The 26,029-nt window shown below is 37.1% G+C and carries 26 protein-coding genes and 5 pseudogenes; 19 read left to right on the plus strand and 12 right to left on the minus strand.

Translation table 11 applies throughout. The annotated features are described in order from the left end of the window. Window positions 1-89: 89 nt before the first annotated feature. The 3 genes from PYW42_RS01975 to PYW42_RS01985 all read right to left on the minus strand — a co-directional run bounded on the left by PYW42_RS01975 (window position 90) and on the right by PYW42_RS01985 (window position 1,568). A complete protein-coding gene (locus PYW42_RS01975; protein WP_002355386.1) occupies window positions 90-713 on the minus strand; it encodes a cysteine hydrolase family protein in 624 nt (207 codons plus the stop codon). Window positions 714-739: 26 nt separating this feature from the next. Further along, the gene (locus PYW42_RS01980) at window positions 740-904 is read right to left on the minus strand and encodes a hypothetical protein (protein WP_002384811.1); all 165 of its coding nucleotides are present in this window, start codon (window positions 902-904) and stop codon (window positions 740-742) included. A 73-nt stretch (window positions 905-977) separates the two neighbouring features. Then, entirely contained in the window at window positions 978-1,568 is a 591-nt protein-coding gene (locus PYW42_RS01985) for a TetR/AcrR family transcriptional regulator (RefSeq protein ID WP_002355388.1), read from the minus strand. A gap of 339 nt (window positions 1,569-1,907) precedes the next feature. Between PYW42_RS01985 and PYW42_RS01990 the strand changes: the two genes are divergently transcribed. Together PYW42_RS01990 and PYW42_RS01995 are read left to right on the plus strand one after the other, a co-directional pair. Continuing rightward, entirely contained in the window at window positions 1,908-2,168 is a 261-nt protein-coding gene (locus PYW42_RS01990; RefSeq protein ID WP_042341262.1) for a DUF3102 domain-containing protein, read from the plus strand. 149 nt (window positions 2,169-2,317) lie between these two features. Further along, window positions 2,318-3,196, plus strand: a pseudogene (locus PYW42_RS01995) (ISL3 family transposase). Window positions 3,197-3,311: 115 nt separating this feature from the next. Here the strand turns inward: PYW42_RS01995 and PYW42_RS02000 are convergent. Continuing rightward, window positions 3,312-3,593 carry a hypothetical protein gene (locus PYW42_RS02000; RefSeq protein ID WP_010708995.1) on the minus strand — a complete coding sequence of 94 codons (282 nt, stop codon included), beginning with the start codon at window positions 3,591-3,593 and terminating at the stop codon, window positions 3,312-3,314. A 178-nt stretch (window positions 3,594-3,771) separates the two neighbouring features. On the opposite strand from PYW42_RS02000, the gene PYW42_RS02005 reads away from it, so the two are divergent. Further along, window positions 3,772-4,713 (plus strand): alpha/beta fold hydrolase, encoded by a 942-nt coding sequence (locus tag PYW42_RS02005; protein WP_002355392.1) that lies wholly within the window; start codon window positions 3,772-3,774, stop codon window positions 4,711-4,713. Window positions 4,714-4,757: 44 nt separating this feature from the next. Here PYW42_RS02005 and PYW42_RS02010 read toward each other — a convergent pair whose 3' ends face one another. Both PYW42_RS02010 and PYW42_RS02015 read right to left on the minus strand, forming a co-directional pair. After that, window positions 4,758-6,017 carry an IS256-like element ISLgar5 family transposase gene (locus PYW42_RS02010; protein ID WP_010816089.1) on the minus strand — a complete coding sequence of 420 codons (1,260 nt, stop codon included), beginning with the start codon at window positions 6,015-6,017 and terminating at the stop codon, window positions 4,758-4,760. A gap of 202 nt (window positions 6,018-6,219) precedes the next feature. Next, window positions 6,220-6,609: pseudogene (locus PYW42_RS02015) on the minus strand (LexA family protein); the annotation flags it as partial. Here PYW42_RS02015 and PYW42_RS02020 point away from each other — a divergent pair. Both PYW42_RS02020 and clpL read left to right on the plus strand, forming a co-directional pair. Then, entirely contained in the window at window positions 6,572-6,808 is a 237-nt protein-coding gene (locus PYW42_RS02020; RefSeq protein ID WP_002355395.1) for a helix-turn-helix transcriptional regulator, read from the plus strand. The pseudogene PYW42_RS02015 and the gene PYW42_RS02020 overlap by 38 nt on opposite strands. Window positions 6,809-7,226: 418 nt before the next feature. Beyond that, window positions 7,227-9,341 (plus strand): ATP-dependent protease ClpL, encoded by a 2,115-nt coding sequence (gene clpL / locus PYW42_RS02025; protein ID WP_002355397.1) that lies wholly within the window; start codon window positions 7,227-7,229, stop codon window positions 9,339-9,341. Between the two features lie 180 nt (window positions 9,342-9,521). On the opposite strand, the pseudogene PYW42_RS02030 reads toward clpL, so the two are convergent. The 3 genes and pseudogenes from PYW42_RS02030 to PYW42_RS02040 form a co-directional block, all read right to left on the minus strand. Further along, a pseudogene (locus tag PYW42_RS02030) lies at window positions 9,522-10,697 on the minus strand (IS256 family transposase). Between the two features lie 160 nt (window positions 10,698-10,857). Next, window positions 10,858-11,817, minus strand: coding sequence for an IS30-like element IS6770 family transposase (locus tag PYW42_RS02035; RefSeq protein WP_000221326.1), 960 nt, complete (start codon window positions 11,815-11,817; stop codon window positions 10,858-10,860). A gap of 107 nt (window positions 11,818-11,924) precedes the next feature. Beyond that, window positions 11,925-12,653, minus strand: coding sequence for a GntR family transcriptional regulator (locus PYW42_RS02040; RefSeq protein WP_002355404.1), 729 nt, complete (start codon window positions 12,651-12,653; stop codon window positions 11,925-11,927). Window positions 12,654-12,829: 176 nt separating this feature from the next. Between PYW42_RS02040 and PYW42_RS02045 the strand changes: the two genes are divergently transcribed. From PYW42_RS02045 to PYW42_RS02075, 7 genes and pseudogenes are all read left to right on the plus strand, one after another. Then, the gene (locus PYW42_RS02045; protein WP_002355406.1) at window positions 12,830-13,756 is read left to right on the plus strand and encodes a DUF7916 family protein; all 927 of its coding nucleotides are present in this window, start codon (window positions 12,830-12,832) and stop codon (window positions 13,754-13,756) included. 16 nt (window positions 13,757-13,772) lie between these two features. After that, complete coding sequence (locus PYW42_RS02050) at window positions 13,773-15,056, plus strand: PTS sugar transporter subunit IIC (RefSeq protein WP_002363033.1); 1,284 nt, start codon at window positions 13,773-13,775, stop codon at window positions 15,054-15,056. Between the two features lie 191 nt (window positions 15,057-15,247). After that, window positions 15,248-15,370, plus strand: a pseudogene (locus PYW42_RS02055) (topoisomerase); the annotation flags it as partial. A 74-nt stretch (window positions 15,371-15,444) separates the two neighbouring features. Beyond that, window positions 15,445-16,341 carry a ParA family protein gene (locus PYW42_RS02060; RefSeq protein WP_002363034.1) on the plus strand — a complete coding sequence of 299 codons (897 nt, stop codon included), beginning with the start codon at window positions 15,445-15,447 and terminating at the stop codon, window positions 16,339-16,341. Between the two features lie 76 nt (window positions 16,342-16,417). Further along, the gene (locus tag PYW42_RS02065; protein WP_002363035.1) at window positions 16,418-16,627 is read left to right on the plus strand and encodes a peptide-binding protein; all 210 of its coding nucleotides are present in this window, start codon (window positions 16,418-16,420) and stop codon (window positions 16,625-16,627) included. A gap of 16 nt (window positions 16,628-16,643) precedes the next feature. Continuing rightward, window positions 16,644-16,916, plus strand: coding sequence for an antitoxin (locus PYW42_RS02070; RefSeq protein ID WP_002326825.1), 273 nt, complete (start codon window positions 16,644-16,646; stop codon window positions 16,914-16,916). Window position 16,917: 1 nt separating this feature from the next. After that, a pseudogene (locus PYW42_RS02075) lies at window positions 16,918-17,217 on the plus strand (zeta toxin family protein); the annotation flags it as partial. Window positions 17,218-17,305: 88 nt separating this feature from the next. Here PYW42_RS02075 and PYW42_RS02080 read toward each other — a convergent pair. The 3 genes from PYW42_RS02080 to PYW42_RS02090 are packed head-to-tail and all read right to left on the minus strand — an operon-like array spanning window position 17,306 to window position 19,052. Then, the gene (locus tag PYW42_RS02080; protein WP_071623404.1) at window positions 17,306-17,734 is read right to left on the minus strand and encodes a tyrosine-type recombinase/integrase; all 429 of its coding nucleotides are present in this window, start codon (window positions 17,732-17,734) and stop codon (window positions 17,306-17,308) included. A 45-nt stretch (window positions 17,735-17,779) separates the two neighbouring features. Beyond that, on the minus strand, window positions 17,780-18,280 hold the full coding sequence (locus PYW42_RS02085) for an HAD family hydrolase (RefSeq protein WP_002363039.1): 501 nt from the start codon (window positions 18,278-18,280) through the stop codon (window positions 17,780-17,782). Window positions 18,281-18,284: 4 nt separating this feature from the next. Further along, complete coding sequence (locus PYW42_RS02090; RefSeq protein WP_002355416.1) at window positions 18,285-19,052, minus strand: DeoR/GlpR family DNA-binding transcription regulator; 768 nt, start codon at window positions 19,050-19,052, stop codon at window positions 18,285-18,287. A gap of 486 nt (window positions 19,053-19,538) precedes the next feature. Here PYW42_RS02090 and lacA point away from each other — a divergent pair, with 486 nt between their 5' ends. The 7 genes from lacA to lacG all read left to right on the plus strand — a co-directional run bounded on the left by lacA (window position 19,539) and on the right by lacG (window position 26,026). After that, entirely contained in the window at window positions 19,539-19,964 is a 426-nt protein-coding gene (gene lacA, locus PYW42_RS02095) for a galactose-6-phosphate isomerase subunit LacA (RefSeq protein WP_002355418.1), read from the plus strand. Between the two features lie 16 nt (window positions 19,965-19,980). Then, window positions 19,981-20,496: a galactose-6-phosphate isomerase subunit LacB gene (lacB, locus tag PYW42_RS02100; protein ID WP_002345825.1), complete on the plus strand. Its 516-nt coding sequence runs from the start codon at window positions 19,981-19,983 to the stop codon at window positions 20,494-20,496. 10 nt (window positions 20,497-20,506) lie between these two features. After that, complete coding sequence (gene lacC / locus PYW42_RS02105; protein ID WP_002363040.1) at window positions 20,507-21,439, plus strand: tagatose-6-phosphate kinase; 933 nt, start codon at window positions 20,507-20,509, stop codon at window positions 21,437-21,439. A gap of 2 nt (window positions 21,440-21,441) precedes the next feature. After that, window positions 21,442-22,422 carry a tagatose-bisphosphate aldolase gene (gene lacD, locus PYW42_RS02110; RefSeq protein ID WP_002355420.1) on the plus strand — a complete coding sequence of 327 codons (981 nt, stop codon included), beginning with the start codon at window positions 21,442-21,444 and terminating at the stop codon, window positions 22,420-22,422. A gap of 27 nt (window positions 22,423-22,449) precedes the next feature. Then, a complete protein-coding gene (locus tag PYW42_RS02115) occupies window positions 22,450-22,767 on the plus strand; it encodes a PTS lactose/cellobiose transporter subunit IIA (protein WP_002290550.1) in 318 nt (105 codons plus the stop codon). After that, entirely contained in the window at window positions 22,767-24,473 is a 1,707-nt protein-coding gene (locus PYW42_RS02120) for a lactose-specific PTS transporter subunit EIIC (RefSeq protein WP_002343085.1), read from the plus strand. Before PYW42_RS02115 ends, PYW42_RS02120 begins: the two co-directional genes overlap by 1 nt. A 146-nt stretch (window positions 24,474-24,619) precedes the next feature. Next, entirely contained in the window at window positions 24,620-26,026 is a 1,407-nt protein-coding gene (lacG, locus tag PYW42_RS02125; protein WP_002290548.1) for a 6-phospho-beta-galactosidase, read from the plus strand. Window positions 26,027-26,029 lie beyond the last annotated feature (3 nt).

Raw genomic sequence — 26,029 nt, forward strand, 5'->3', positions numbered from 1 at the left:
GATTTACCACAGCACCGAAGCTTTTAATTTTTTCAGTAGCTAGTTCATCAAATATTATTTTCATTTAATTTGCCTGTTTACCTATTGCTTCAAAGCTCTTCAAGAACTTTTGCTGTACTCATGGTGCGATCTGCAACAAATCCAAAATTTGTTATTGCTGCATCATAGGCTTCTTGACCAGGTGCTCCTGTTGCGTCAGCTGCAACGTGAACGTGAAAACCTGATTCTACAAGTTCACGCAAGTGTGAATCCACACAGAGATTTGCGTTCATTCCAGCCAAGATAACAGTATCAATGCCGTTTTTACGGAGTTGAAGCGCCAAGTCATTTGATTCGGGACCGAAGATTTTGTGGGGGCTTGTGATGATAGTATTTTCATCCAAGTAAGGTTTGAGTTCCTCCACGAAGTCTGCTCCTGAACCTTTCACTGTTTCTTGATACTGGTGTTCACGATGGAACATTTTATTATTCAACATCATTTGTTCGCCTTGACCACCAAATTTCCAGTTTTGATCATGGTCGTAAAAGTAATGTGGTGAAATAAAGATTTTATAGCCTTTTGCTTTAGCATGTTTGAAGAGTTCTGTAAGATTCTCAGTGGTATGATATTTTCTGAGGATATCTTTTGTTAGACCATAGCCTGCACCTTTTGGTTTGAGGAATTCGACTTGTGGGTCTGTAACGACGAATGCTGTATTTTTGTTATTGAACATTTTGTTCTCCTTTAAATATAAAATTTTTATGATAATTCTGTAATGAGTTGCTTAAGTATCCCCTTACCAAGAACGTCTATGAATGTTTGACAACTTTGCCATCTTTTTTGAACAATGGCAATGGGATATTCTCTCCGAATCGCATCGGCCTGCAAAATCTTGACTTTTTCTTTAGATTCAACTGCTGACATAAAGATTTACGTCGTATCACAGCAGTAGGCGGGGCAGAACCTGATCCGATAACTATCATATCCATTTTTTTCATTATTTTTCTCCCACTTTTTCAAAACTAGTTTTTAATAAATCAAAATTTGATTCCAGAACATTTAAATCTTGAGTCACTTTCAAGAGTAGAAGACTTCCTTGAATTTGAGCAATAATTGCATGTGCTGCAGGAAGATTTTGTTTCACCAGCAGTCCTGTTAAAGCTGATAGATTTTCCGCAATTTTTTTTTGTAAATCTGAAAATAGTTGTTCAAGAGGTTTTCTAAAATCCTCATCTAGGGCGGAAAGCTCAATAACGAGATTACCTACAGGACAGCCGTAGTATATTTTTTTTTGCGCATGATCACTGTAAATCCAATCCAGCATCTCTTTCAAGTTTGCCAGTGGACTTTCATCTCTCGATAGGATCCCATTTAGCAAATGTTTTTGCCAAATTTTAACATGATTATCGATGACTGCTAGGCTAGCTTCTTTTTTTGAATCAAAGTAATAATAGAATTGCCCTTTGCCTGTCGCAGTTTCATCTAAAATATCATTAATAGAAGTCCCTGTATAACCTTTTTTATATATAAGCTGTTCTGTAGCCGTCAATATCTTTTCTTTCGTATTTCTCAAGTTGTACACCTCCATATTTTTAGAAACAAATGGTTAGATTAGATTGTATCTAACAACATTGTTTTGTACCACTTGGTATAATTATATTAACATCTTTTTTTTAAAAATACAAACATTTTGTACCGAATAGTACAAAACATAACATTAACTGTGTCCTAGTATAAAAAATGATTTTGTTGTTGAACCTTATCATTTTGATAGATTTCAGTTCTTTGCATAGCATCAGAAGCAAAATTTAAAACTGTGCCCGGTTCTGTTGTAAAGTTTTCCAAAAAATCTATTTTAGTGTAAAATTGAGAAAAAAGACAGAGAGGACAGAGTAATGAATCATTTTAAAGGCAATAAATTTGGGAAATTGGTCGCAGGTTAAATCATGTTAAAGAAAATGATTTGGCACATGGTGATTTTATAAATTGGCTCAAAAAAATAAATATTGAAAGAACCGAAGCCCATAGATTTATGAAAGTTGCTAAGGAGCTTCCAAATGTTGACAATTGGCAACATTTAAGTAATAGAGCGCTATATACTTGTCCAATCGTTGGACAACAGTCAAATATGATAACGTTGTCAGATAATAGAAGTCGACTTCCAATTTGTGAACGTACACAAATTTAGTAACGTTTCGAAATATCCAAATGTTTGTACGTACCAACATATCAAAAATAGAATACATACTCTAATTTAAGATAACACCAATATCAACCGACGTCGGTTGATTCTTCGCAAAACGAAGAATCACAAATACAATTTTTTGAATCTCTTCCATGGGTGAAACCTTGGCGCCGGAGCGCCATTATTTGCCCTCACACCTTTGTATTGATGAATTTAAGTCGGTGAAAAATGTGAGCGACGCCATGAGCTTTATTTTTATGAACGCCGTGAACCATGAAGTGATTGATATTGTGGAAAACCGTCAACAGCACTATTTATCTGATTACTTTATGCGTTATTCATTGAACGCACGCCTGCGGGTAAAGACGGTCACGATGGATATGTATTCGCCCTATATCGGGCTGATTAAAGCCTGTTTCCCTAAAGCCGACATTATTATTGATCGCTTCCATATTGTCCAACATCTGAATCGGGCGCTCAATCACGTGCGCATCCAAACAATGAACAGTCTGCGCTATACACGCCCGCGCGATTATCGGAAACTGAAAAAGCAATGGAAATTGGTATTAAAAAACGAAGCAGATTTAAATTTTCATGATTTCTTTACCCATCGTCTCTACACCGGCATGGTGTCAGAGTATGTGATGGCCAATTACTTAGTCGAGTTGAGCCCATAGTTGAGGGACACTTACCAACTCGTCAACCAGCTGAAAGGCGCTCTGCGAACCCGTCGGTTCTCGTTATTTGAATCATTACTACAAGCATCTAAAAAACGCACCTATCCGCGCAAAATGCGAACGGTCCTGCAGACGCTTGAAAAATACATAAACCCGATTCAGAATGCCTTTAAATACACTCTCTCAAACGGTCCGATTGAAGGCGTCAACAATAAAGTGAAAAATATTAAACGCTCCGGTTACGGCTACCGAAATTTTTATCATCTAAGAAGTCGGGTCTTGATCAGTTTTACGCTAACCCGCGAAGCCATCACCGAAAAGCCGCTTTATTTTAAAGAAGATGCCGCTCATTAAATCGCTGGTTTTCTATAAAAAAACCTCCAATGGAGGAAGCCCATTACAACTAGGACTTAATTATAGAAAAAAGAGAATACAGTTGAACTGTATCCTCTTAAACTTCTTATCAACACTATTTGACAAAGAGCCCTTCCAGATTAAAATAATCCTGGATGGTTAGTTCTTTGTATTTTTCATTGGGCGACTCTGCCTCAGATTCGGAAAGATCTTCTTCGGTTGCTGTTTCTGAGTCAGAAGTGTCCGATGTGGATTTGGTAACTGCTGTCGTCTCATCAGGTGAATTTGTTTGGGGCGTTTCTTCAGCAGTTTCAGAACATCCGGCTAAGACAGCGACAGTTAAAAGAGAGATAAATATCATTTTAATTTTATATTGATTCTTTTCTTCGTTCAACATGACCACTCTTTTCAGTATCATATCAACGTTTGGACGTAATTTTAGCAGAAATATTTCCATCGAGTAAGTCAACGAAATACTTTTGACAGTGCTTACATTATAGATTATAATGTGTTTTGGCAATACATGATAAAGGGGATTTATACAACATTCTACAGTTTATAAGGAGGCTGTAAAAATGGCAATTCATGAAGTTGAATTTAAGTCGTTTAATGAGATCGAGACGGTAAAGGGATGGATTTATACTCCCATTCGCGAACCTATAGGGGTCGTTCAAATCGTTCATGGGTATGGTGAACATTCACGCCGATATCTCCATATGATTTTGACGTTGAATGAGGCCGGTTTTGTCGTGGCCGCCGATGACCATGTCGGACATGGAAAGACCGCTTATGATTCCGACAACTGGTCGAATTGGGGAGACAAAGGCTATATGACAATGGCCGAAGATGAACAAAAACTGCGCGAACTAATCAAGGAAGACTACGGTGACCTGCCCTATTTCATGTTTGGCCACAGCATGGGCTCTATGATTGCCCGACTATATGCGACGAAATATGGCGAAGAGCTGGACGGTTTAATCTTGTGCGGGACTTCAGAAATTTTCCCTGAGATGGAAAATATTGTCTCTGAATTAAAGGCTGAAATCGATGCAGGAAACGGCGAACAAGTGGACCCAGACTATCAAAATCGAATGTTTGAATGGATGACGGAGCGAATTGAAAATCCAAACACGCCAAACGACTGGATCAGTAAAGATCCGGACATTGTGGCGGACCACGCCAATGATCCGTTCAACAACTTCACCCCCGTCCCTAATATTCAATCACTTTATCAGTTTGCTCAAATGATTCAACAAATCCTGGGGACGGAATGGTCCGAGAAAGTCCCTACTGATATACCTATCTACAATATCGCCGGTGATGAAGATCCGGTCGGAAGATATGGCGAAGGCGTCTATGCGGTTTCTAATTGGCTGCTGGAAACGGGCCATCAAGTGAAAACAAAACTGTATTCAGGCTACCGCCATGAAATTCACAACCACCGCGAGATTCGCGATGAAGTCGTCGCAGGCATTATCGACTTTATAACGGAGCACGCCAGAGTAAAAGCTAATTAAATTCTCTAGTCGCTCTTTTCTTAATTAAAAACAGTTGGACGAGCTCAAGAATATGGCAGCTGCCATATTCTTGGCTCTCTGTCAAATAGTGTTGATGAGTTAACCGATGGAGAATTAGAAACAATCAGTTGGCTTAGCATTTGTTCAAGTTCGCCTTCGGCCTGTTGAAAGCCTTTATGACTGCGACCTAGGAATTTTTGGTTGTAAGTATCAAAAGACGAGACTAAGAAACGTTCCATCGACTCTTCGTTTTGGAACTGTTCCTTGCGGTGGCTGTATTTCTTGATTTGCTTATTAAAGGATTCAATCAAGTTCGTAGAATAAATACTCTTGCGTATGGCCAAGGGGAAATCATAGAAAGTGAGCAAGTGATCGTTCGAAAGAATCGATTCAACCACTTTTGGATAGCTGGTTTTCCATTTTTCCGCAAAAGCACCACGTGCTTCCAACGCCACCTCTTTAGATGAGGCTTGATACACCATTTTAAAATCATCACAGACTTCCTTACAATCATCGACACGCACTTTGTGACTGATATTACGGGAAACGTGTACACAACAATGTTGAAAACGAGCTTTGGGATAGAACCGACTAATCGCTCCTACCATCCCCTTTAAGCCATCCGTGATGAACAGGAGGACATTTTTCAAACCGCGCTCTTGAAGGTCCAATAAAATTTCCTCCCAAATCGTGATGGATTCAGTCGGTGCAATCGCATAGCTCAATACTTCCTTTGATCCGTCCGGGCGAATGCCAACTGCGATATGAATCGCTTCCTTGGCGACGGTTTTCCGCTTTAACGGAATATACGTTGCGTCCATATAAATAGCAGCATAACGGTCATGAAGCTCCCACCCTTTAAACGCCGTTACCTCTTCTGTAAATGATTTTGTTATATTGGACATGGTTTGGGGCGTGTAGTGATGCCCATACATTTTCTCAATCAAGTCTGCGATTTCCGACATGGTAATACCTTTTCGGAAGAGGTGAATGATGGTCTCCTCTAACGTGTCATTCGTCCGTCTATAAGCAGGAACAGTCTGTTGCTTGAACTCACCATTGCGGTCGCGCGGAATCTGGGGATGAAGTTCCCCATACTCGGTCTTGACCGTACGGTCATAGGAGCCGTTACGAGAATTACCCGTGTTAAAACCAATGCGATCATACTTTTCATAATCTAGGAAGGCCGTTAACTCCGTTTTGAGAAGCGTATTGACTGCTTTCTCCAAATGGACACGGAATAATTCATTCAAATCGCCTTTGTTCGCTAGAGTCTTTAGAATTTCTGTAGTAAAATCGTTCATAGGGAAGTCCTCTCTTCTGTGAATGTGTTGTGGTAACTCTATTCTACAGAAGGGACTTCCTTTTTTCTATTTACACAAAATATTTTACACTCTCCATGAAGCGGTTCATTTGATTTAAGTCATATAAATACAATGATAAATTTTTTAGATCAAATATATTATAAAATAAAGGAACAATAATAATTTTTTAGTTTACATAAAATATAGTTTTAACTCTTTTGAGAGTCGCTTCAGTGTCGCCGTTTACTATAACTGCTGCAATTTCTCCATCTTCCACAACTGGTTGTCTTCGAATCAACACTTAACTATCAGAAGGGATTGTAGGAACCATGCTATTACCTTTGGTTTTTAAATAAAAGACTTCACCAGTGGGCAAGTTTTCGTCTATCTCTTCTCTATATTCTTCAATATATTCTTCAGCTAAAATAGGATCTCCACAAGCAATTTCTCCCAAAACAGGAATCTATCTATATTTTTTAACAGGTATTAAATTTTTAGGTATCTCGCCATACCGCGAATCAATCGTAGACTTCAATATGCCAAAATAATCTGCTATGTCGTTAAAGGCAGCGCGCGCTAATGCTGGATTCACTAGCAAAGAAGCCGCTAAAACTGCTGATGTGCATTTTCAAACGTTGTCCAAATATGAAAAAGATAGTTCTGATATTCCATTTTCTCTTTTAAATGAGCTGTCTAATCTGTATCAAGTTCCTATTAACAATATTTTTTTGGGCGAAGAGTACGATTTAATCCGTATCATAAATAATAAAAGAAATGAGGTAATGAATTGAACGAAGTTTCAAAGGACGTTCTGGCAATCGAAGCCCACGAAAAAGCAAAGTCTTAGTCTGATACGCTTAACACTTCTTTACTATAGATTGCTCTAAGTGTAAACCGTCAGGCTTTTTTACTGTCTATATTTAACTAGCACCACGCGTATGAGTATTAGTCTCTTAAATTAAAATTGGTCTGGAAAGTAACTTGTCAATTCAAGGTCTTTATCAAGGGCTATTAAATAGGGAACCTTGTAGGGAAATCAATTCATTTTATGAAATTGATTTCTCTTTTGTTTAAACAAAATTATCCTAATTGATTCTGTAAGCACTTTACTTAGCGATACATAAAAATTGTGATATAATTCAGTTATAGTTTTAAAGGATATTATGGTCACTAAGTTAAACATATAAATTTTTATGGAGGTGTGGTAATATGGCAAATTTCTACGGAAATGATCCTTTTTTTAACAATGATATGGATGATGTTTTCAATCAATTATTTCGGCGCATGGATAATCAAAATTCGGAGCGTGCACGGTATTTGGTTAATGGACAATCGTTGACACCAGATGAGTTTGCTCAATACCGAGCAACTGGTAAGCTACCCCAAAATAATAAAACAATAGAAGTATCTAAAGATGGTAAACAGGCTGTTAAAAAAGGAGGGATTTTAGAAAAGTTAGGGACTAATTTGACGGAACAGGCTCGTGATGGCTTACTAGATCCAGTGATTGGACGTGAGAATGAGATTCAAGAAACTGCAGAAATTTTGAGTCGTAGAACGAAAAATAATGCAATCTTAGTTGGTGATGCCGGTGTAGGTAAAACTGCAGTCGTCGAAGGTCTGGCTCAAGCAATTGTGGCTGGTAAAGTTCCAGAAACGATTCAAGATAAAGAAATCTATTCGATTGATTTATCGTCTTTGGAAGCGGGAACTCAATATCGCGGTTCTTTTGAAGAAAATATTAAACAGCTGGTAGAGGAAGTTAAAGCAGCTGGTAATATTATTCTATTCTTCGATGAAATTCATCAGATTCTCGGCACAGGTGCCACTGGTGGTGAAGATGGTGGCAAAGGATTGGCTGATATCATTAAACCTGCTTTGTCACGTGGCGAGCTGAGTGTAATCGGGGCTACGACTCAAGATGAATATCGCAATACTATTTTGAAAAATGCGGCTTTGGCACGGCGATTCAATGATGTTGTGATTAATGAACCGACGGCCGCTGACACTTTACGTATATTACAAGGTGTTAAAGAGCTGTACGAAAAACATCATCATGTTGTATTACCAGATGATGTTTTGAAGGCGGCTGTGGATTATTCAATCCAATATATACCACAACGCACTTTGCCAGATAAAGCTATCGATTTGATCGACATGACTGCGGCTCATTTAGCGGCTAAAAATTCGCAAACTGATGTTGAGACATTGGATCAACGCCTTAAAAAATTAGAGGCAGCTAAGGAGGCCGCCATTAAAGCGGAGGACTTTACAAAAGCCGCTGATATCAAGAAGTCGATCGAGGAAACCAAGAAAAAAATTAAAGAAACGGATCAAAAAGAAAAAATCACTGCCACGATTGATGATGTGGCACAATCGGTTGAACGTTTAACTGGTATACCAGTTTCTGATATGGGCGCTAATGATATTGAGCGCTTGAAAAATCTTGATAAGCGTCTGAAAAGTAAGGTAATCGGTCAAGATGAAGCGGTTGAAATGGTAGCAAAAGCAATTCGGCGTAACCGTGCGGGCTTTTCAGAGGGTAATCAGCCGATTGGAAGTTTTCTGTTTGTGGGCCCAACTGGCGTAGGAAAGACTGAATTAGCTAAGCAATTAGCCTTAGATATGTTTGGAAATGAAAATGCGATTATTCGGCTAGATATGAGTGAATATGCTGATCGTACAGCTGTGTCGAAATTAATTGGGACCTCGGCTGGATACGTAGGCTATGAAGATAATGCTAATACTCTAACTGAACGGGTTCGGCGTAATCCATATTCCATTGTATTATTAGATGAAATTGAAAAGGCTGATCCACAAGTATTAACGTTACTGTTACAAGTGATGGATGATGGGCGCTTAACGGATGGACAAGGCAATGTCATTAATTTCAAAAATACGATTATTATTGCTACTTCTAATGCTGGCTTTGGTAATGAAGCATTAAGTGGTGACAAGCAACGAGATCAGTCATTAATGGATAAGTTAGCACCATTTTTCCGCCCAGAATTTCTGAACCGTTTTAATGGAATCGTGGAATTTTCACATCTGACTAAGCAAGACTTAAGTCAAATTGTTGAGTTGATGTTGGCGGATGTACAAAAAACTTTAGCCAAAAAATCCATCAAACTTGAGGTAACTAAAGCGGCCAAAGATTGGCTGATGGAACAAGGCTATGATGAAGCAATGGGTGCGCGGCCATTACGGCGAGTAATTGAACAACAAATTCGTGATAAGGTAACGGATTTTTACCTTGACCACTTAGATGTCAAAAACTTGAAGGCTGATTTAGTGGATGATGAGATTGTGATATCGGCAGCTTAGCTTAAATCAGTGTTCATAAATAACTTTATATAAGAGGAGATTTATTGGGAAGGAGATTGCTTGATAGATCTCCTTTTTTCGTTGATTTTCACCATTTGATATTAATCTATTGAGTAATATGGGTAGCGTCAAGAATCTTGTGTAAATGAAATGCCTCCGTACATATAATATGTAGTTAATTTAAATAAAGGATGATTCCAGGGTGTCCTGAAGTCCTTTGAATCCGCGATGGATTCGCTTCATGGACTTATCGTTGTAGACATTAAACTGAGAGACCAGGAATCGATCCAGTGAATTTTCCGTTGGAAATTGTTCTTTGTGGTTGGTGTTGCGTTTGAGATGCTTGTTAAAGTTCTCAATCAAGTTGGTTGAATACAATGAACCGCGAATAGCTGGTGGGAAATCCAGGAAAGTGAGCAGATTCGGCATTTTAAGCAGATTTTTGATTAACTTGGGATAGGTCTGATGCCAGTTGTTGGCGAAGTCATTCAATTTTAGTTCGGCTTCTTGCCGGTTAGTAGCCCGATGAACTTGTTTAAAGTCATTGATAACGGCCTTACGGTCTTTAACCCGAACCTTGTTTATCAGATTACGCCCAGCATGAACCAGGCACCGTTACCGTTTAGCCTTGGGGAAATGCCCACTTAAGCCCTCATCCAAGCTAACTAACCCATCGGCCACAAACAGCAGGACATCTTTGACACCTTGCTTGATCAAGGTTCCCAACAACTCAGTCCAGGTACCGGTCGATTCTGTCGGCGTCACTTGGTAGTTCAGCACTTCTTTCGTGCCATCTGGACGAATCCCAATCGCAATATGAACGGCTTCTTTTTGGACGGTATCCCGCTTTAACGGCAGGTAGGTAGCGTCTTAGAAAACGGATGCATATTGTGAAGCTAGCCGACGTTGTTGGAACGCTTGAACCTGTTCATCAACAGCTTTAGTCATGTTGGAAACCGTGGATTTGGAGTAGTGGGTACCGTACATTTTCTCAATAAGTTCCGCAATTTCAGCGGTGGTGATTCCCTTGGTATACAGCTGAATAACCGTCGTTTCCAGGCTATCACTGTGCCGACCGTAGGCTGGCAAGGTGTGATTTTCAAAGATGCCGTTGCGATCCCGCGGAATGGTTAAGTTAAGTTGCCCATACTTCGTATCAAATGAGCGCTCATAACTGCCGTTGCGGTTATTGCCGGTGTTAATCCCAGCATAGGAGTAACGTTCGTAGCCTAAAAAAGCTGCCAGTTTCGTTTGAAGCAGCTGGTTAATCGCAATTTCGAGGTGGTGCCGAAAAACTTCGTCTAAATCTTGTTTTTGAACTAGTGTAGCGATAATTTCTGTGGTAAGTTCATTCATGGGGAATGCCTCCTGTGATGTTTTCTGTGGTTACTAAATATCATAAGGGAAGGCATTCACTATTTCTATACAATTTAGAAATCTTTTTATGCGGTTACACAAGATATTTTACGCTCTCTTTTTTTATATAGTCTTAATTATTTCTTTAATTTATGATTTGTCAAATTAAGTTAGAATAAAATGCTTCTTGTACATAGCTCAAAAATATCTCAATTGGTGTTCTGTAATTCAATGATTTTCTTGGAATATGATTACGTTGATTGCTGACACTGGAAATAAATGTCTGATTCACTTCTCTAAAATCCATTGATTTCGGCAGTCCATTACGACGCAGAATCCCGTTAGAATTCTCGTTTAATGGGCGTTGAGAAGGTGTTCCAGGGTCCGCAAAATATATATCAATATCGTGTTGGTTACTAATGGCTTTCCAGTTAGAAAATTCTTTTCCACAGTCAAACGTAATAGATTTAAAGAAGTTTTTAGGGAAGCGAGAAAACCATTGATTAAGGGCGGTTTCAATATCTAATGCCTTACGGCCGTTGGGTTTAATCGTGATAATGACTTTAGATAATCTTTCAACTAAAGTAATGACGGCACTTTTATGATGAATGCCAACGATCGTATCACCTTCAAGGTGACCAAACTCAGAATTGAAATCAGGATAATTATCAGGTCGATCATGGATTGAGCGCTGATATTGTTGTTTTCCCCGTTTTTCCTGATGACCATTGGGTTTTCTTTTACCTTTCATCGGTAGTGTGTCAATATCAAATATCCCTTTAGAAAATAAACGATAAAGTGTTCTCATACCGCATGAAACAGGCCTTTCTTTTCGCCCGATAATGACGTCAGGCGTCCAACCAAGAGTGACTTTCTCTTTAATGTAATCTACTTCATGAGCAGGTAATTGAATGACTTTTCTACCACATTTTTTCTTATTTTCTTTATACTGGTGCCAATAATCAAGAGCAGTCTTGCCTTGCTTGAACTTATTGACTACATTATAAATAGTTTGTATAGCACGACCCATTCGGTTAGCGATTTCAACCGGTTTATTATGTTGAAGATAATATGATTCTATCATTGTCAGTTCGTCTATGGTAAGATGTTTGTAGGTCATTTATGGTTACACTCCTTTGTTTTCTTTCGTCGGAAATACAATTTGAGTGTACCATAAATGCCTTTTTATTTTTCTAACTTAATTTTACAATTCGCGTTATAAAAAAGCTAGTTTTCTTTTTGAATAAAATTTTGGTAAGAAAGTTTACTCGTTAAAATTTTTCTTTCAGAAATAATAATTAATTCGTTATTTGTATTGTAAAGAGACTTAGTTACAACTAAAGCTGCCTCATCTTTGCTTTGCAAAAGATCAATTTCATCAGGATTTAATCTACGAGCTTTGTATTTTTCTTCAACAATTTTTAAAGGGATATCAATCGTATTAATTAACTTATCTACCCCTTCTTCTTTTAACTTAGCTTCATTAATGAAATTAAAATACTGGTTTTTCAAAATAATGGTCTCTAATGCTACAGGTATATCTAACAACTTACGCAATACTTGAATTTTAATAATATTGTGTTCTTGTTGTAAACCCATTTTCTGTCTTAGGCTTAATTGTGCAGCCTCTTTCTTGAAAAAAATTAGTTCACTAGTTAATTCTTCTGAATTCATACCTTCATAATGCGCTCTGAAATCAAGGTCAAAAAAAGAATTAATTGTATTTTTTTTAATGGAAGAAACAAAAGACCCTTTTCCCTGAATACGATAAATATACCCTCTATTTTCCAACTCATTCATGGTTAAACGAACAGTAGTCCGACTAACTGAGTATTCTTCGCAGATTTCTTTTTCTGTAGGAAGTTTATCATTTGGGGACATATCATTTTGAATTTGTTCTAATAGTGTATTAACCAACTGAACGTAAAGTGGTAATTTATTTGTATTATCTAGCATAATATTCTCCTCAATTTGTTATAACATAATTATTATCTAGAAGAGTGTTATAGTCAAGGACTATTTAACAGGACTGTTAACGCTTTAAAAATAGTATTGACAATGTTAAGAAAACGGTTAAAATATAAATTAGATGTAGTGTTGTTATAACAAATTCGAAAGGTGAGGTTAAAAATATGAATCAGAAGAGACTATTAGATTTTTCAGCATCAGACTTTTTATCAGTAAGGCCCATGGAATTAAAACAAGCTATTTTGGCATCAGAAGGAAGAACAGTTATGGCGGAGAATGTTGCGAGCTCATCTAATTTCCTAGCTGGAGTAACCAATGCTGAACTAGAGCGAGCAGCAGGTGCAGATTTGATTTTATTTAACGCATTGGATTTATTTGATCCTCAAATAGTTGGTATTCCTGATAATATCGAAGAAAGTCCTGTTGAGTGGATAAAAAAAGCAATTGGTAGACCAATTGGTGTAAATTTGGAGCCAGTTGATATTAAAGCCAGTATGAATGAAGCGAGATCAGAAATCTCAATTGGTAGAATTGTATCTCCTAAAACATTAAAACAAGCAAATAAGTTAGGTTTTAACTTCATCTGTTTAACAGGTAATCCTGGAACGGGTGTAACGAATGATGCAATTAAACATGCGATTGAACTTTCAAGAGAACATTTTGATGGATTGATTATTGCTGGTAAAATGCACGGTGCAGGGGTAGATGAGCCAGTAATGAACTTAGAAATTGCGAAACAATTTGTAGAAACGGGTATTGATATGCTTTTAGTTCCAGCACCTTATACGGTTCCTTATTTTATGGAGCAAGATTTAAAAGAGATAGCCGATTACGTTAGATCGCATAATAAAGGGAAATCGATTGAGGATAAAGTTTTGCTGCTAACAGCAAATGGAACGAGTCAAGATTCTTCAGATAGTGATACGATTAAAAAAATTGCTCTAGCTTCTAAAGCTTGTGGAGCAGATATTCAACACATCGGAGATTCACTTAACGGTATTTGTTTACCTGAAAACATTTTTGCTCTTGGTCAAGCTATACGTGGATACCGTCATCAAATGGTCATGCTAGGCAAATCTAATTTAAGATAAAAGGAGATTTAAGATTATGATGGATAAAGTTCAAGTCTTTGCTGCGAAGATAAGTAATCAACGTCACTTAATTGCATTGCGTGACGGTATGGCAAGTGTCATGCCGTTAATCATTATTGGTTCGATATTCATGTTAATTGGTAACTTTCCGGTACCAGCTTTTACAGACTGGTTAGATAATATTGGTTTATTACAATTTTTTAATAAAGCATCAGATTCTACATTTGGTATGATCGGATTAGGAGTAACTTTTTCAATTGCTTATAACTTGGCAAAACGTTATAAGGTAGACGCGTTGTCTGCGGGATTAATAGCAATTTCTGCTTTTGTCATACTAACGCCTATTCTTCAATCAGAAGCAGGTAATGGCTTCCCAACAAAATATTTAGGAAGTTCTGGTTTATTTGTAGGGATCATTGTTTCTATTGTTTCGACAGAAATGTTCCAATGGTTTGTCAAACGAAATATAACAATTAAGATGCCAGATACTGTACCGCCAAACGTTAGTCGTGCTTTTACAGCAATTGTTCCAGGTTTCTTTATAATTTTGGCATGGTTCTTTATCTTAATTTTTCTTCATTACACTGGGATAGATGACATACACGCATTAATAGCTAATACAATTGCAAAACCACTTGGATTACTAACAAAAACTTTACCAGGCATTATATTTGTTATTTTTGTACAATGCTTCTTCTGGATGTTTGGGATTCATGGTGCTCAAGTTACCGGACCAATCATTGAGCCACTTTTATTACAAAATTCAGATGCAAATCGGATTGCATATCAAGCTGGCCAAGAACTTCCAAATATTATCACATATGAATTCTTATATAATTTTGTATTTACAGGGGGAGCAGGTTGTGTGATAGCTCTTGCCATACTGATTTTCTTATTCTCGAAAAGTAAGGAAAACAAAACTCTCGGTAAATTATCGATTGCTCCTGTTAGTTTCCAAGTTGCGGAGCCACTTCTATTTGGTTTTCCAACCATATTAAACTTTAAAATGGTTATTCCTTTTGTCACTGCACCAGTTGTTACAACTCTTATAACCTACTATGCTATGAAATTTGGAATTGTTTCCAAACCTATTGGCGCAGTTGTTCCTTGGACTACGCCGCCAATTATTTCAGGATTCTTAGCGACAGGTGGTAAACTAAGTGGAGCGCTCATTCAAATTGTTACAATTGCAGTTAACATGCTGATCTATTATCCATTCTTCAAACTAGATGATAATGAGAAATTGAAAGTTGAAAGAAGTTTGGCAGAACGTAATACTGCATCTTCTGATTTAAATTAATCCAATTTTATCAAAGAGGCTGGGACAAAAAAACCAGTAACTAAAAAAAGAAACCTTTATTACCACTTTTTATGTGAATAAAGGTTTCTTTTTTTATAGTTGGAAATTCTTCTTGTAATAACGAATAGTTCATTATCATTCGTCCCGTTCGCCCGTTTCTACCTGAGAATAGGTGTATTCTTTCAAACTAAGAATTACTGGAGGGAAAAGAAACTCTGGTAAAAGGAATCAAAAACAAAGAGAAAAAGCCCTACAATGCCGTTGTAAAAATTGGGGAAAAGGGATATATTGATTTTATATCTTTCTCAAAATAAACATAAAAGCCCTTTAAATAGGGCTTTTATATATTAATCACAAATCACTTGTGATAAGTGATTTGTGATTCTTAATGATACAATATTACTATACAAAAAAAGAATGGGGCGTAGTTATGGAGAAGGAAGAACTAAAAATACTTGAAGAATTAAGACGTATTTTAAACAGTAAAAATGAAGCAATTGTTATCTTAAACAATTATTTTAAAGGTGGTGTTGGAAAGTCAAAATTATCTACTATGTTTGCTTATTTGACAGATAAATTGAATTTAAAAGTTTTGATGATCGATAAGGACTTACAAGCAACATTGACAAAAGACTTAGCAAAAACATTTAAGGTAGAATTGCCACGTGTCAATTTTTATGAAGGCTTGAAAAATGGAAACTTGACTTCTTCTATTATTCATTTGACTGATAATTTAGACTTGATTCCTGGCACGTTTGATTTGATGTTATTACCAAAATTAACTCGCTCATGGACGTTTGAAAACGAAAGTAGATTGCTTGCTACTCTGTTAGCACCTTTAAAAAGTGACTATGATCTCATTATTATTGATACGGTACCAACGCCAAGCGTTTATACAAATAATGCAATCGTGGCGAGTGATTACGTTATGATCCCTTTACAAGCAGAAGAAGAAAGTACAAATAACATTCAAAACTATATTTCCTATTTGATTGATTTACAAGAACAATTTAACCCTGGACTAGATATGATCGGTTTTGTTCCTTATTTAGTTGATACGGACAGCGCAACGATAAAATCAAACCTGGAAGAACTGTACAAGCAACATAAAGAGGATAACTTGGTTTTCCAAAATATTATCAAGCGAAGTAATAAAGTAAGTACCTGGTCTAAAAACGGAATTACAGAACACAAAGGCTATGACAAAAAAGTTTTATCCATGTATGAGAACGTATTTTTTGAAATGGTTGAGCGAATCATTCAGTTAGAAAATAAAAAAGAATAGAATCACAAATCACTTGTGATTTGTGATTGTTGATGATGAAATAAGAATAAGAAGAAATAGAAAGAAGTGAGCGATTGTGGGAAACTTAGGCGCACAGAAAGCAAAACGAAATGATACGCCAATCAGCGCAAAAAAAGATATAATGGTGGATAAGACGGTTCGTGTTCGTGCTGACTTGCACCATATCATAAAAATCGAAACAGCAAAGAATGGCGGAAACGTAAAAGAAGTTATGGATCAAGACTTAGAAGAATATATACGGAAATATTTACCTGACAAACTTTAAAAGGAGTGAAAATGAAATGGCAGTTACGTATGAAAAAACATTTGAAATTGAAATCATTAATGAGTTATCGGCAAGTGTTTATAATCGGGTATTAAATTATGTTTTGAATCATGAACTAGATACTAAAAATACTCGTTTACTAGAAGTGAATCTTTTAAATCAATTAGAAGTGGCACAAGAAGTTGATTTATTTCAACAACCATTTGAAGAATTACAAGCTATTCATGAGTATTGGCGGTCAATGAATCAATATTCAAAACAAATTTTGACAAAAGAGAAAGTGGCTTAACATGGCGAATATTACTGACTTCACCGAAAAGCAATTTGAAGATCGTTTAGAAAAGAATGTTGAACGACTAACTAAAAATAGACTAGCGGTTGAATCGCCAACCGCTTTTTTACTTGGTGGACAACCAGGATCAGGGAAAACTAGTTTGCGATCGGCAATTTCCGAAGAAACACAAGGAAATGTTGTTATCATTGATAATGATACGTTCAAACAACAGCACCCAAATTTTGACGAATTAGTGAAACTCTATGAAAAAGACGTAGTAAAACATGCAACATCCTATTCTAATCAGCTGGTAAAGCTTAATTAGGTTATATAAGCTTGAAAATAAAGGGTTTGTCCAATATGGACAAGCCTTTTTCTTATGTTTTGCCACAGATTTGCCACACTTATTGTGTAAGAGTATCAAGGATAGGTATAATTTGATCCTTTGTTTTTTTAGTGATGTGCAAATAAATTTCTGTTACACGACTACCTCTAGAATGCCCTACACGGTCTTGAATTGCTTCTAGGGGTATTCCTTGCTCTGCTAAGAAACTAATATGCGTATGACGGAATATATGGGTCGTAATATGTTTATTAAAACTAAGTTTATTATCAATATCAATTCCTGCTCGTTTTGGATTACCTTTTCGATTTAATTTTCCATTTTCAGGTGAGTTGAGGAAATTGTTAAGGACACTATAATGAAGAGGTGTTCCATTATAGTCGGGTTTATGACGACTTTTGGAAGTAAAAATCCGTCCATTATCTTTATAATCAGGATTGAATCTTATATGTTGGTGATTTAACTCAATTTCCTCTTTAAGAATTTCTATAGCCCTTTTAGATAATTGGACATTTCGGTAACTTTGTAAGTTTTTTTACATTACCTTCATAGCTATTTTCTGCAGCTCCTCCGTGAGTGGACTACTAATGATGATATTTTGCTTTTCAAAATATTGATAGGCACCAATATTTTGGAGTTTTCGACTCTGTAAGTCAACAGGGCCATTAGTTAGAATACCTATTGGGATGCGGTTTTTATGTAGAGCCAGCAGTAGTTGATGTATCTCAGGAATCATCGTAATCTGATCGAGTTCATAGTCAGCTTGGAAGTCTAGAGCTTCTGTCCTAGAAATACTATCGATGCCAAATTCTTCCATAGTCTTCTGACAGCGAAAAATTCTAAGCTGCTCAATACTGATGAGTTTTTTCGTGTATTTAGGAAAAGCAACATCAGACCAATATCTGAAACGTTTGTAAATGTTATCTATTTGTTGGATATCAATCGTTGGAAAACATTTCTCAACGCTACGTTTAAAGGGGAGTTGCTGGTCATAAAGAGTGTCATCAAGGTCAAAAACAATATTTTTATAAGTCATAATTCTAGTCCGCTTTTAAAATAGTAGTGTACTGGCTAAATTCCTCTAAGTGTTGAGGGCTAATCTGGTTATCTGTAATGATGGTATCGAGTTGATCTAGATTATAGAAGTTAAAGAAATCGTATCGATCGAATTTAGTACTGTCTACTAATAAGAATTTTTCTACAGCATTGTTTAGGGCAAGTTGTTGAATCACACCTTCCTTGTCACTATATGTAGCAATAGAATTATGGGTAACAGCATTTGCACTAACAAAAGCTTTGGCAAATCTCATTGCTTTTAAATTTGTCGAAGCCATTGAACCTACAAAAGCTCCAGTTATTTCTCTATATTCACCGCCAAGAAGCAATAAATCAATGGTTTCGCTATCATTTAGAATCAAGAACACAGGGAGACTATTTGTAATGACACGAATTTTATAACCTTTACGACCTTTCAATTCTAATGCCAATTGTTCAAGTGTAGTTCCGGGTCCAATAAAAATAGTATCGCCATCTTTGATTAAAGAGCAGGCTTTTTTAGCAATGTCAATTTTTTCTTTTGTATTTAGACTTTTCTTCTCGATATGTGTCTTTTCAAGTGGCTTTTTAGAGGAAAGCAATTGTGCACCACCATGAATACGTGTTAAAAGTCCATCAGCTTCTAGAGCATCAAGGTCTCTACGGGCTGTCATATCGGAAATATCTAGTTCATCTATTATTTCTTTTATGGTTATGGTCCCATCAATCTTTAACATATCTAAAATTTTTTCTAATCGTCGTTTTTTGTTCATATGAAGACTCTTCTTTCATAAAGTGATTTTTTTCCAAAGATAATTCTCTTTTAATTGTATCATAAAAGACAATATTTTCAAGGTAAAACAAACAATTTCAAACAAAAACAAATGTTAGATGATGAAATAAGAACAGAGGGTTGACGTATATTAGCTTAGGTCAGATTTTGTATAAGACGAAAATAAAGTAGGATCTCTTAATCAGTAAGTTATAGAAAGTATAAGACTTTTGTAATACTTGAATAGATATTTCACGTCCATTTTGTGATGGATTAAATGAACAAAAATGAACAATAATTTAACGGTGTTATCTATTTTTAAAAAACAAACAAAAAAACAAAAAAATAAACAAAAAAGCGTTGCTTTTTGTTTGAATGTTTGATATTATATAAACAAAGAAATGATGAAAACGTTTTTTCGAACATTTTGCAAAATGTCTTCTACTTCTACGTAGCATTTCTTTCTAAAATTTAGGAGGTGGTCAAAATGGCTATTGTTGTTGGTGCAGATCTCAAAGGTACGAGATTAAAAGATATTGTGAAAAATTTTCTTGTAGAAGAAGGTTTTGAGGTAATTGATGTGACTAAGGACGGACAAGATTTTGTTGATGTTACCTTGGCAGTTGCCTCTGAAGTAAATAAAGATGAGCAAAACTTAGGTATTGTAATTGATGCTTATGGAGCTGGTTCATTCATGGTAGCAACTAAAATTAAAGGTATGGTTGCAGCAGAAGTTTCAGATGAACGCTCAGCTTATATGACACGTGGACATAACAATTCACGAATGATTACGGTTGGCGCTGAAATCGTCGGTGATGAGCTTGCTAAAAACATCGCTAAAGGTTTCGTCAATGGTAAATATGATGGCGGACGTCATCAAATCCGAGTAGATATGCTTAACAAGATGTGTTAAGAAAAGGAGTTATGGAATGAGAATCGCAATTGGATGTGACCACATTGTCACAGATGAAAAAATGGCAGTATCAGAATTCTTGAAATCAAAAGGGCATGAGGTCCTTGATTTCGGGACATATGACCACGCACGTACTCACTACCCTATCTATGGTAAAAAAGTCGGTGAAGCAGTAGTAAGTGGTCAAGCAGACTTGGGAGTATGTATCTGTGGTACAGGTGTCGGCATTAACAATGCAGTCAATAAAGTTCCAGGTGTTCGCTCAGCGTTGGTTCGTGATATGACATCAGCTATATATGCAAAAGAAGAGTTAAATGCGAATGTTATCGGTTTCGGTGGAATGATTACTGGTGGTCTTCTTATGAATGACATCATTGAAGCTTTCATTGAAGCTGAGTACAAACCAACAGAAGAAAATAAAAAATTGATTGCAAAAATCGAACACGTTGAAACACATAATGCACATCAAGCAGATGAAGATTTCTTTACAGAATTCCTTGAAAGATGGGACCGTGGTGACTACCACGATTAAGGTATAACAAATGATTCTGACAGTCACACTAAATCCTTCAGTAGACATCTCTTATCCTCTAGAAACATTGAAAATTGATACAGTGAATAGGGTGAAAGATGTTAGTAAGACAGCTGGTGGAAAAGGCTTAAATGTTACTAGAGTCTTGTATGAATCTGGTGATAAAGTTACTGCTACAGGTTTCTTAGGTGGTAAAATTGGTGAATTTATTGAAAGCGAATTAGAACAATCTCCTGTTAGTCCAGCTTTTTATAAAATCTCAGGAAACACTAGAAACTGTATTGCTATCTTACACGAGGGTAACCAAACAGAAATTTTGGAACAAGGACCAACAATTTCTCATGAAGAAGCAGAAGGATTTCTTGATCACTATAGCAATCTTATTAAACAATCAGAAGTTGTGACAATTTCAGGAAGTTTACCTTCAAGACTTCCCAACGATTATTATGAAAAACTTATCCAACTTGCTTCGGATGAAGGAGTAGCAGTCGTTTTGGATTGTTCAGGTGCACCTCTTGAAACAGTTCTAAAATCGTCGGCTAAACCTACTGCCATCAAACCTAATAATGAGGAACTTTCACAGTTGCTTGGAAAAGAAGTAACAAAAGATATTGAAGAACTCAAAGACGTTCTTAAAGAGTCACTTTTTAGTGGTATCGAATGGATAGTGGTCTCATTAGGTCGAAACGGTGCCTTTGCAAAACATGGTGATGTTTTCTATAAGGTAGATATTCCTGATATCCCAGTTGTTAATCCAGTCGGATCAGGAGACTCAACGGTAGCTGGTATTGCATCAGCTTTAAATAGTAAAAAAAGTGATGCTGACTTATTAAAACATGCGATGACATTGGGTATGTTAAATGCTCAAGAAACAATGACAGGGCATGTGAATATGACTAATTACGAAACACTAAACTCACAAATTGGAGTAAAAGAGGTATAAAAATGATACTTACAGAACAGAAACGCAAATCTTTGGAAAAAATTTCAGATAAAAACGGTGTTATCTCAGCTTTGGCATTTGACCAACGTGGTGCTTTGAAACGTTTGATGGCACAGTATCAAGATACAGAACCAACTGTAGCTCAAATGGAAGAACTAAAGGTTTTGGTTGCTGAGGAACTTACAAAATACGCTTCTTCAATGTTGCTTGACCCTGAATATGGACTTCCAGCAACAAAAGCATTGGATAAAGAAGCAGGTCTTCTTCTTGCCTATGAAAAAACAGGTTATGATACATCAAGTACAAAACGTTTGCCTGACTGCTTGGATGTTTGGTCTGCAAAACGTATCAAAGAGCAAGGCGCTGATGCCGTTAAGTTCTTGCTTTACTATGATGTAGACAGCTCAGATGAACTTAACCAACAAAAACAAGCTTATATTGAACGTGTTGGTTCTGAATGTGTCGCTGAAGATATTCCTTTCTTCTTGGAAATCCTTGCTTATGATGAAGAAATCTCAGATGCAGGTTCTGTTGAATATGCAAAAGTGAAACCTCGCAAAGTCATTGAAGCGATGAAAGTTTTCTCTGATCCACGCTTTAACATTGATGTTCTTAAAGTAGAAGTACCAGTTAACGTTAAATATGTCGAAGGTTTTGCTGATGGTGAAGTGGTTTACAGTAAAGCTGAAGCTGCTGACTTCTTTAAAGCACAAGAAGAAGCGACTAACCTTCCATACATCTACCTAAGTGCAGGTGTATCTGCTAAATTGTTCCAAGAAACATTGCAATTTGCTCACGACTCAGGTGCCAAGTTTAATGGTGTGCTTTGTGGACGTGCTACTTGGGCAGGATCTGTAGAACCTTACATCAAAGAAGGTGAAAAAGCAGCACGTGAATGGTTGCGTACTACTGGATTCGAAAATATTGATGAACTTAACAAAGTTCTTGTTAAAACAGCTAGTCCATGGACTGATAAAGTATAGTAAAAACATAAAACGGAGGATATTGTTATGAACAGAGAAGAGATGACTCTCTTAGGGTTTGAAATTGTTGCTTATGCTGGAGATGCTCGCTCTAAACTTTTAGAAGCGCTTAAAGCGGCTGAAAATGGTGATTTCGCTAAGGCAGATAGTCTTGTAGTAGAAGCAGGAAGCTGTATTGCAGAGGCTCACAATTCTCAGACAGCTATGTTGGCTCGAGAAGCTTCTGGGGAGGAACTTCCATACAGCGTTACCATGATGCATGGTCAGGACCACTTAATGACTACTGTCTTATTAAAAGATGTGATTCATCACCTCATCGAACTTTATAAAAGAGGAGCAAAATAATGCATAAACTCATTGAACTTATTGAGAAAGGGAAACCGTTCTTTGAGAAAATCTCTCGAAACATCTATCTTCGTGCTATTCGTGATGGATTTATCGCTGGTATGCCAGTCATCCTTTTCTCATCTATCTTTATCCTTATTGCCTATGTCCCAAATGCTTGGGGATTCCACTGGTCAAAAGACATTGAGACCTTCTTGATGACTCCTTATAGCTATTCGATGGGTATCCTAGCATTCTTTGTTGGTGGTACTACCGCTAAAGCTTTGACGGACTCAATGAACCGTGACCTACCTGCGACCAATCAGATTAACTTCTTATCTACGATGCTAGCGTCTATGGTAGGGTTCCTTTTGATGGCAGCTGAGCCTGCAAAAGAAGGAGGCTTCTTGACAGCCTTCACGGGAACAAAAGGTCTTTTGACAGCATTTATTGCAGCCTTTGTGACAGTTAATGTTTACAAGGTCTGTGTGAAAAATAATGTTACTATTCGTATGCCTGAAGAGGTTCCACCAAATATCTCTCAAGTATTTAAAGACTTGATTCCATTCACTGTATCGGTTGTTCTCCTTTATGGATTTGAACTCATTGTTAAGGGAACTCTTGGTGTAACCGTTGCAGAATCAATCGGTACCCTTCTTGCTCCTCTCTTCTCAGCTGCAGATGGTTACCTTGGAATTACACTTATCTTTGGTGCTTATGCCTTCTTCTGGTTTGTTGGTATCCACGGTCCTTCAATTGTCGAACCAGCAATCGCTGCTATCACTTATGCCAATATCGATGCCAACTTGCATCTTATCCAAGCTGGACAACATGCAGATAAAGTTATCACTTCTGGTACTCAAATGTTTATTGTTACCATGGGTGGAACAGGAGCTACATTGATTGTTCCATTCTTGTTCATGTGGATTTGTAAATCAGAACGTAACCGTGCCATCGGACGTGCCTCAGTTGTTCCAACATTCTTTGGGGTTAATGAGCCAATCTTATTTGGTGCACCAATCGTATTGAATCCGATTTTCTTTGTACCGTTCATTTTCGCTCCGATTGTCAACGTTTGGATCTTTAAATTCTTTGTTGACACATTGAACATGAACTCATTCTCTGCCAACCTTCCATGGGTTACTCCTGGTCCGTTGGGAATTGTACTCGGTACTAACTTCCAAGTTCTATCATTTATCTTAGCCGGACTCTTGGTAGTTGTTGATACTATCATTTATTACCCATTTGTTAAGGTATACGATGAACAAATTCTTGAAGAAGAACGTTCTGGTAAAACAAACGATGCTCTTAAAGAAAAAGTAGCTGCAAACTTCAATACTGCTAAAGCAGATGCCGTTCTTGGAAAAGCAGGCGTTGCTAAAGAAGATGTAGCAGCAAACAATAATATCACAAAAGAAACTAATGTCCTTGTTCTTTGTGCAGGTGGAGGTACAAGTGGCTTGCTTGCCAATGCCTTGAACAAAGCAGCAGCAGAATACAATGTTCCAGTCAAAGCGGCAGCGGGTGGTTATGGTGCTCACCGTGAAATGTTGCCAGAGTTTGACTTGGTTATCTTGGCTCCACAGGTCGCTTCAAACTTCGATGATATGAAGGCTGAAACAGATAAATTGGGCATTAAACTTGCAAAAACTGAAGGAGCTCAATATATCAAATTGACACGTGATGGACAAGGTGCTCTTGCATTTGTTCAACAACAGTTTGATTAATAAATTTGTAAAAGTTATTTGAGACGAGATTATTCTTTCAGTTCCTTATAATATTGTTAACCATATCATTGCATTTCATTTCATTTCATTGGTTTCCGGAACTCAGAATATTGTCTCAAATGCTTTTTTTGAAAGGATTTATAGTTATGACTAAAACACTTCCTAAAGATTTTATTTTTGGTGGTGCTACAGCTGCTTATCAAGCAGAAGGTGCGACTCACACGGATGGTAAAGGCCCAGTTGCATGGGATAAGTATCTTGAAGACAATTATTGGTACACAGCAGAGCCTGCAAGTGATTTTTACCATAAATATCCTGTTGATTTAGAATTAGCTGAAAAATATGGCGTTAATGGTATTCGTATTTCAATTGCCTGGTCTCGTATTTTCCCAACTGGCTATGGCGAAGTAAATGAAAAAGGTGTTGAATTCTACCATAATCTTTTTGCTGAGTGCCACAAACGTCATGTTGAGCCATTCGTGACTTTGCACCACTTTGACACACCAGAAGTTCTTCACTCAGATGGAGATTTCTTAAACCGCGAAAATATAGAACACTTTGTAGATTATGCCGCTTTCTGTTTTGAAGAGTTCCCAGAAGTAAACTACTGGACAACTTTCAATGAAATTGGCCCAATTGGAGATGGTCAATACTTGGTTGGTAAATTCCCTCCAGGCATTCAATATGATCTTGCCAAAGTCTTCCAATCACACCACAATATGATGGTTTCTCATGCACGTGCTGTGAAATTGTATAAAGATAAAGGTTATAAAGGCGAAATTGGTGTAGTACATGCGTTGCCAACCAAATACCCTTATGATCCAGAAAATCCAGCAGATGTTCGTGCCGCTGAGTTAGAAGATATCATCCATAACAAATTTATCTTGGATGCAACCTACCTTGGACACTATTCAGATAAAACGATGGAAGGGGTCAACCACATCCTAGCTGAAAATGGTGGAGAACTTGATCTTCGTGATGAAGACTTCCAAGCACTTGAAGCAGCTAAAGATTTGAACGATTTCCTTGGTATCAACTACTACATGAGTGATTGGATGCAAGCCTTTGATGGTGAGACTGAAATCATTCACAATGGTAAGGGTGAAAAAGGAAGTTCTAAGTACCAGATTAAAGGTGTTGGTCGCCGAATCGCACCAGATTATGTGCCTAGAACGGATTGGGACTGGATTATTTATCCTGAAGGCTTGTATGACCAAATCATGCGAGTGAAAAATGATTATCCAAACTACAAGAAGATTTACATCACTGAAAACGGTCTTGGATACAAAGATGAGTTTGTAGATAATACCGTTTATGATGATGGTCGTATTGATTACGTGAAGAAACACTTGGAAGTTTTATCAGACGCAATTGCGGATGGTGCAAATGTTAAAGGTTACTTCATCTGGTCACTTATGGATGTCTTCTCATGGTCAAACGGATACGAAAAACGTTATGGACTATTCTATGTAGACTTTGACACGCAAGAACGCTATCCTAAGAAATCAGCTCATTGGTATAAGAAAGTAGCAGAAACTCAAGTGATAGAGTAATAT

The sequence above is a fragment of the Enterococcus faecalis genome (assembly GCF_029024925.1).
GTDB lineage: Bacteria > Bacillota > Bacilli > Lactobacillales > Enterococcaceae > Enterococcus > Enterococcus faecalis.

Coding starts and splice junctions, on each gene's coding strand:
- PYW42_RS02045 (WP_002355406.1), top strand. CDS start 12,830: ATGAATCAGAAGAGACTATTAGATTTTTCAGCATCAGACTTTTTATCA.
- PYW42_RS02090 (WP_002355416.1), bottom strand. CDS start 19,052: ATGAACAAAAAACGACGATTAGAAAAAATTTTAGATATGTTAAAGATT.
- PYW42_RS02070 (WP_002326825.1), top strand. CDS start 16,644: ATGGCAGTTACGTATGAAAAAACATTTGAAATTGAAATCATTAATGAG.
- PYW42_RS02085 (WP_002363039.1), bottom strand. CDS start 18,280: ATGACTTATAAAAATATTGTTTTTGACCTTGATGACACTCTTTATGAC.
- PYW42_RS02115 (WP_002290550.1), top strand. CDS start 22,450: ATGAACAGAGAAGAGATGACTCTCTTAGGGTTTGAAATTGTTGCTTAT.
- PYW42_RS02010 (WP_010816089.1), bottom strand. CDS start 6,017: ATGAACGATTTTACTACAGAAATTCTAAAGACTCTAGCGAACAAAGGC.
- PYW42_RS02035 (WP_000221326.1), bottom strand. CDS start 11,817: ATGACCTACAAACATCTTACCATAGACGAACTGACAATGATAGAATCA.
- PYW42_RS01985 (WP_002355388.1), bottom strand. CDS start 1,568: ATGGAGGTGTACAACTTGAGAAATACGAAAGAAAAGATATTGACGGCT.
- PYW42_RS02005 (WP_002355392.1), top strand. CDS start 3,772: ATGGCAATTCATGAAGTTGAATTTAAGTCGTTTAATGAGATCGAGACG.
- lacD (WP_002355420.1), top strand. CDS start 21,442: ATGATACTTACAGAACAGAAACGCAAATCTTTGGAAAAAATTTCAGAT.
- PYW42_RS02000 (WP_010708995.1), bottom strand. CDS start 3,593: ATGTTGAACGAAGAAAAGAATCAATATAAAATTAAAATGATATTTATC.
- PYW42_RS02060 (WP_002363034.1), top strand. CDS start 15,445: ATGATACAATATTACTATACAAAAAAAGAATGGGGCGTAGTTATGGAG.
- lacG (WP_002290548.1), top strand. CDS start 24,620: ATGACTAAAACACTTCCTAAAGATTTTATTTTTGGTGGTGCTACAGCT.
- PYW42_RS02120 (WP_002343085.1), top strand. CDS start 22,767: ATGCATAAACTCATTGAACTTATTGAGAAAGGGAAACCGTTCTTTGAG.
- PYW42_RS01975 (WP_002355386.1), bottom strand. CDS start 713: ATGTTCAATAACAAAAATACAGCATTCGTCGTTACAGACCCACAAGTC.
- PYW42_RS02050 (WP_002363033.1), top strand. CDS start 13,773: ATGATGGATAAAGTTCAAGTCTTTGCTGCGAAGATAAGTAATCAACGT.
- PYW42_RS02020 (WP_002355395.1), top strand. CDS start 6,572: ATGTCGTTAAAGGCAGCGCGCGCTAATGCTGGATTCACTAGCAAAGAA.
- clpL (WP_002355397.1), top strand. CDS start 7,227: ATGGCAAATTTCTACGGAAATGATCCTTTTTTTAACAATGATATGGAT.
- PYW42_RS01980 (WP_002384811.1), bottom strand. CDS start 904: ATGTCAGCAGTTGAATCTAAAGAAAAAGTCAAGATTTTGCAGGCCGAT.
- lacC (WP_002363040.1), top strand. CDS start 20,507: ATGATTCTGACAGTCACACTAAATCCTTCAGTAGACATCTCTTATCCT.
- lacA (WP_002355418.1), top strand. CDS start 19,539: ATGGCTATTGTTGTTGGTGCAGATCTCAAAGGTACGAGATTAAAAGAT.
- PYW42_RS02040 (WP_002355404.1), bottom strand. CDS start 12,653: ATGCTAGATAATACAAATAAATTACCACTTTACGTTCAGTTGGTTAAT.
- lacB (WP_002345825.1), top strand. CDS start 19,981: ATGAGAATCGCAATTGGATGTGACCACATTGTCACAGATGAAAAAATG.